Source organism: Methanospirillum sp. (genome assembly GCF_035406105.1).
GTDB lineage: Archaea > Halobacteriota > Methanomicrobia > Methanomicrobiales > Methanospirillaceae > Methanospirillum.
The window spans coordinates 1-5599 of the sequence record NZ_DAONKG010000166.1; the positions used below are offsets into that span (position 1 = coordinate 1).

General features: G+C 42.3%; 5 protein-coding genes, 2 tRNA genes and 1 pseudogene. 3 read left to right on the top strand and 5 right to left on the bottom strand.

What is annotated here, in order from left to right; translation table 11 throughout:
- Positions 1–135 precede the first annotated feature (135 nt).
- From PLA23_RS09905 to PLA23_RS09915, 3 genes and pseudogenes are all read right to left on the bottom strand, one after another.
- Positions 136–918, bottom strand: a pseudogene (locus tag PLA23_RS09905) (IS4 family transposase); the annotation flags it as partial.
- A gap of 307 nt (positions 919–1225) precedes the next feature.
- Complete coding sequence (locus PLA23_RS09910; RefSeq protein WP_324475067.1) at positions 1226–1627, bottom strand: DUF5658 family protein; 402 nt, start codon at positions 1625–1627, stop codon at positions 1226–1228.
- Positions 1628–1903: 276 nt separating this feature from the next.
- Positions 1904–1976, bottom strand: a tRNA-Glu gene (locus PLA23_RS09915).
- A 101-nt stretch (positions 1977–2077) separates the two neighbouring features.
- On the opposite strand from PLA23_RS09915, the gene PLA23_RS09920 reads away from it, so the two are divergent.
- Positions 2078–3190, top strand: coding sequence for an OBG GTPase family GTP-binding protein (locus PLA23_RS09920; protein WP_324331473.1), 1113 nt, complete (start codon positions 2078–2080; stop codon positions 3188–3190).
- Positions 3191–3224: 34 nt separating this feature from the next.
- On the opposite strand, the gene PLA23_RS09925 is transcribed toward PLA23_RS09920, so the two are convergent.
- The gene (locus tag PLA23_RS09925) at positions 3225–4337 is read right to left on the bottom strand and encodes a tRNA (guanine(10)-N(2))-dimethyltransferase (RefSeq protein WP_324331470.1); all 1113 of its coding nucleotides are present in this window, start codon (positions 4335–4337) and stop codon (positions 3225–3227) included.
- Positions 4338–4395: 58 nt separating this feature from the next.
- Between PLA23_RS09925 and PLA23_RS09930 the strand changes: the two genes are divergently transcribed.
- Positions 4396–4470: transfer RNA gene (locus tag PLA23_RS09930), tRNA-Arg, on the top strand.
- 25 nt (positions 4471–4495) lie between these two features.
- Positions 4496–5335 (top strand): geranylgeranylglycerol-phosphate geranylgeranyltransferase, encoded by an 840-nt coding sequence (locus PLA23_RS09935; RefSeq protein WP_324475069.1) that lies wholly within the window; start codon positions 4496–4498, stop codon positions 5333–5335.
- Between the two features lies 1 nt (position 5336).
- On the opposite strand, the gene PLA23_RS09940 is transcribed toward PLA23_RS09935, so the two are convergent.
- A partial coding sequence (locus PLA23_RS09940) for a DUF116 domain-containing protein (protein ID WP_324475071.1) occupies positions 5337–5599 on the bottom strand: 263 nt, incomplete at its 5' end.

Consider the following 5599-nt stretch of genomic DNA (forward strand, 5'->3'; position numbering starts at 1 on the left):
AAACGTCACAGCGAGCAGCGATTAAGTAATTGATATAATCAACATCTGAAGGTTGCATAGTTACAGGCACGTATATTATTGGTGTTGTCAATATATATAGATCTATATATAATAAAAGTTAACTGCGTAACACCTATCTAAAAAATCATCACCATTTATGCTTTTAAAGCAATTATGATCTACAATTGATGTTATTTCTGGAGGGCCTGAATTTATTGAAACAACCTTAAAAACGGCATTGCTTTTTACTCTACTAACAAAAAAACCTCCATATTCTTGAATTTTTGAAAATGTTTTCAGAGAATAGTATCTAAGATCGTTAATCAGGAGAATATTTTCAACATCAGGTCCAATTTTTAGCATCTTAGAGTCATGAACTCTTTCTGTTGTAATTATTGCATTTTTTACAGAATGGTAAACAACACTATAAACTGCATGGATCTTTAATCCTGCAGAATCGTCACGGGAACCTGCTGCGGGATGCAAATCGTAGAACTTTTTACTAATTCGAATAATGCTGCTGTCTTGAACTAAAATATCTTTGAAATCCTCAACTATTCCCTTTAAATGAGCAGGTGACTGATGAACTATTTGATCGATATAATTATCCATCAGGGATTTCAAAAAATCTACTAATTTATAATTAAACCGTTTCCTGAAACTTTGGTTACAAATTGAGGTTTCAATCTTTGGATTATCATCAAGATCAACATAATGACGATGAATCTCCTCTAATGTGGGTTTCAGATGACTGCTGACTCCAAAAATGAGGGAAAATATCAAAAGGACAGGATCGAGTTTCCGTTTTCTCTGCATAAATCCTGTTTCCCGATCTTTTTTTTCTATAAAATCAAAGGTAAATTTCTGAAATACCCATGATTTTAGGTTTTTTTGACCATTAGAAGAAGGCTTCTTCATATTCTTTAGGTCGCCCGACGGTGCTCACCGTAGGGCAGCGACGAAAATATATAAAGGTATCGATTTAAGGTTGGAATTGTATTCTTGCTCAGTAACACTGATTTTTGCTTAGTTAGGTATCAGGCCATAAAGCTGTCTTACATGAATTTTTATTAACTTGCTCATCGCCAGATTGTTTTAATAGAAGGAACAAAAATATCGACTTTATTTTTGTATTTGTAATAGTCCTCTTCCTTTTTTGAATGGTTTTTCCGTATTAATCATTTAATATCATTAGATTTTTCGAGATAAACGAACTGATTAAAAATTAACAAAAATTTGGGACAATATCGGGATAAACCATGAGTAAGACATTATTCTCAATAATTGCGGCATATAATGCAATAATGATTCCACAGGCTACTCGTGAAATCCTGGGGTAGTACACATAAGATATGGTAAGTACCAGCCATATCCAGATGACCAGTGCAATTTTCAGACATATCATGGCTGGCCAGAACCATAATGTGTCTGTGAGTAATTGAAAGAGAGGATTGAGTTCTAATCCTCCCATCTGGAAAACCCCCCAGGTCGTGATTAAATCAAGCACCTGGAGAATACCAATTGAAGATACGGCAAATATCCATCCAGAAAAACTATTCCTGAATGATTCTTTTGTTTGATAAGTAAGATTCAAGAACCGGTGAAGGGGGATGCCGCAGGTTCCCATACTAGATCTCATGCCCTACGGGATAAAAATCCTTGGTAATGGATCAGTAAGGTCGCGGAATATTTGACCTGGACTCCTATCAAATGCCGATTTTTAGGAAAAAATGACTAAATTTTTGATTTTATGTCGCGCTATCAGAAACCCTGGAAAAACTACCGATTTCAATTTATTAGATAGAGTAAATAATATTTTTGGTAACTTTACAATTTATTGTAAATACCTGATAAAAATAAATTATGCCCCGTTTTCCGTTGGGAACTTACCTACAAGTTTGAATGCTGATATGGGGATTTGAACCCCAGTCACAGGAGTGAGAGTCCTGTATGATTGACCCCTACACTATATCAGCTGTGCCTCTAAATGTTATCATTTGTAATATTTAAACAAACCGGTTTTTCCAGATCTGATCCCACAGATATAAGAATCACAGAGAGGAACGTATTAGGATATATGGCTGGTATTGAGGATCAAATCAAGGAAATAGAGGACGAGATCCAGAATACCGTTTATAACAAGGCAACCTCAAAGCATATCGGGCGACTAAAAGCAAAACTCGCCAAATTGAAAGAGGAAGCCGTAAACCGTGCGATGAAAGCCGGAGGCGGCGGTGAAGGATACGCCGTCAAAAAATCCGGTGATGCAACGGTTGTTCTTGTTGGGTTTCCTTCAACTGGTAAATCAACGCTCCTGAATGTCCTCACCGGTACGGAGAGTGAGACCGGGGCATATGCATTCACAACTCTGACCGTCGTTCCAGGCGCTCTTGAACATAAAGGCGCAAAAATTCAGCTTCTTGATATCCCGGGACTTATCGCTGGTGCCGCGATGGGAAAGGGTCGTGGAAAGGAAGTAATTGCAGTTGTCAGAAATGCAGATATGATCGTCCTCCTTGTTGACGTGTTCAATGAAAAGCACGTTGATGTTCTCTTTCGTGAACTGTATGATGCGGGTATCCGGGTCAATGTTCCAAAACCTGATATAACAATTAAAAAGACATCACGTGGTGGGGTCAGATTAAATGCAGTCGGAGTATTGGATCTTGATATCGAAGAGGTCAGATCCATCCTGACTGAAAACCGGATTGCAAGTGCCGATATCCTCATCAGAGGCAATGCAACGCAGGACGATCTGATTGATGCCATCATGGGAAGCAGAGTATATATCCCGGCTATCATCGCTGTCAACAAGGTCGACCTGATTGACGAATCAGACCGAAAAAAGATCGAAGAAGATCTTACCAGACGATTTAATCAGAAACCAATCATGATATCTGCCGCAACCGGATATCACATGGAGGAGTTGAAAGACGCTATCTATAATGCCCTCGGGTTTATCAGGATATACTTAAAACCACAGGCTGGACCTGCGGATCTTGAAGAACCACTCATCATGCGGACCGGTGCAAAGATAGAGGATGTGTGTCGGAAGCTCCATCGGGACTTTGTTGATAAGTTCCGATATGCACGTATCTGGGGTACCTCGGTAAAGCATGAAGCACAGCGGGTGGGTATTTCACATGTCCTTGCTGATGAGGATATTTTGCAGATCATCATCGAACGATAATAATAGGAAATCCAGATAGGGGCTTTCCTGCTGTTTATTGAATCATACAGCTTCTGATCTCTTCCAACGGCGCATCAGTCTTAATCCCATACCCGGAATAATGAACCCGGCCGGCCTGATATCCACGATCCCGTAACCGGTTTAAAAGGACATCAATCGGCCCGGGTGACAAACGGTAAAATTTCCCCAGCTGATGGTAATCATAACTAAAGGAGAAATCGGGTTCATCCCTGCATACTGATAAGAGTCTTAAAAGACGTGCGGGATCGCCAGCCACAAATGTCTCCGTATCCTGAATCATACCACGGAGAATATCCGGATCATGTACCGATCCGGTCCAGAGTGGTCCGGTTGGAGTTAACGTCGAACCACAATGAGGGCAGGTATACACTCCTGGAAAAAACCTCTGTTCTTCCAGCCGGTACGGACATGTTCCGCACTGATGGACATATCCCAGCCGTGCAATACTCTTATCAGCGGCAGAAGCACTGCTCGTAACCTGTACATGAAGGCGAACAAAATGTTCATGGGCATAGCAGAACAGGGGAGTAATCCCCTTATCATATACCGCTGCATGCCGAGCAACATTTCCAAGAAGTATCCGGAGACCGACTTCTGTGTGATACTCGGTATTGAGCGGTCGTGCCATATACCGTCTGATACCTGCCTTCAAATGAGCACCACACAATGGGGCGGTATCGGTCGCGGTAACTCCCAGATATTTCCCACTTGATCTGATTGCGGCATCGATAAAAGGAGCCGGTGTCCCAAACGGATCAAGATCCACAAATCCAAATCTCTCCTCTGACATCAGACTGTTTGCATCACGACAGGTAATCGTAGCGTTGATTCCAAGATTGTGTACATTACGCGTAATAAGATCAATTGCGAGAGGATCGCGATCATTGAGGGTCACCGGTACCCCGGTTTCAACGCCTACTCTACATCCACGAATGCCAGAGGCAGCCATAGCATCAAGATATGAATGGGGATGTATCTGTCTGATTACGAGAACCGTCGTGTCACGATTCAGTGCCATTCGTGAATTATAAAATACCGGCGCTGTTCCAGGCGGAAAAGGATCTTCGGGATTTTGACAGGGCACAGCAATGGTAGTTATGCCTTCCGTGACCAGGGTAAGGTCCATTCCGCTACAAATGGTGTTCGATAATCTTATACCTATCCCTGCTCCATGTAATAAGACAGGACGTGTGGCCTAGTCAGGATATGGCGTCAGCCTCCTAAGCTGAATGCCGGGGGTTCAAATCCCTCCACGTCCGTATGCTTTTTTGAAACAGGTGTGAAATGAACGGCGCAGCCTATCTCTCCATCATCAGACCGATCAATGCACTCGTTGCCGGTCTTGCAGGTATTCTCGCAGCGATTATTGCAACCGGCTCACTTCCGGCAGAATCAGTATGGATATTTTGTATCGTTCTTACTATCACCGGGGCAGGAAATGTCATTAATGATTTCTATGACCGGGAGATAGATGCAATAAACCAGCCTTCCCGTCCGATTCCATCCGGTCAGATTTCTCCTACTCATGCACAGATCTATGCACTTCTCCTCTTTTGTATCGGAAATGCTATCGCTATTTGTTGTACACCACTCCCCCTTGCCGGTATAGCTCTTGTAAATACCACTCTTCTCTGGCTCTATGCGGCATATCTGAAAAAAACCCCGCTATTTGGGAACATTTCAGTATCTTATCTTACAGCCAGCATTTTTCTTTTTGGGGGTGCTATACAGGGAGTACCGGGGATTATTACTGTACTTCCTGTCGCCGGGGCAACCTTCGGGGTAATGCTGGCACGTGAACTCATAAAAGATGCAGAGGATATGCCCGGTGACATGGAGCATGGAGCACGGACATTCCCGCTGGTCTATGGAATACGGTCAACAGTTCTGCTTGCAGCCATAAGTGCCGGGATTGGAATTATAATGTCTCTTCTTTTGTTTTATCGATGGGGAGCAGGATATCTCATCGCAATTGTCTTTGTGGACCTGATTATCCTTTCCGGTATAATACAGGGAATTCATGCACAAAGCTCAGAAGAGATAATCAGATCAAAGAGTTCTACAATTTTAAAAGCAGGTATGTTTGCATCACTTCTGGTTTTCCTTTTATTTTCAGTCCTTTAATTCATTCTATATATTTTTTCAGTTCTTTTGGAATTTTTTCCGGAGAAATCCCAAGAATTGCAGTCTTGAACACCTGATCCCAGTCAGCAGATGTCTCCACGCAGCCGTCGGTGCTATTTACAACCCCCATGGCAATGATGTTATACTGACCGGACATCTCGATTCCTTCTTTTACTTCCAGAAGACAGCCAACACCGATAATCCCGCGGGGACGATACCGCTTGATCATTCGCTTGATAAAAGAAGAACCCGGGACGATAAACA

Excerpts from the sequence above, each read along its gene's own strand:
- PLA23_RS09920 (WP_324331473.1), top strand. The coding sequence starts at position 2,078 with ATGGCTGGTATTGAGGATCAAATCAAGGAAATAGAGGACGAGATCCAG.
- PLA23_RS09925 (WP_324331470.1), bottom strand. The coding sequence starts at position 4,337 with ATGGACCTTACCCTGGTCACGGAAGGCATAACTACCATTGCTGTGCCC.
- PLA23_RS09910 (WP_324475067.1), bottom strand. The coding sequence starts at position 1,627 with ATGGGAACCTGCGGCATCCCCCTTCACCGGTTCTTGAATCTTACTTAT.
- PLA23_RS09935 (WP_324475069.1), top strand. The coding sequence starts at position 4,496 with ATGAACGGCGCAGCCTATCTCTCCATCATCAGACCGATCAATGCACTC.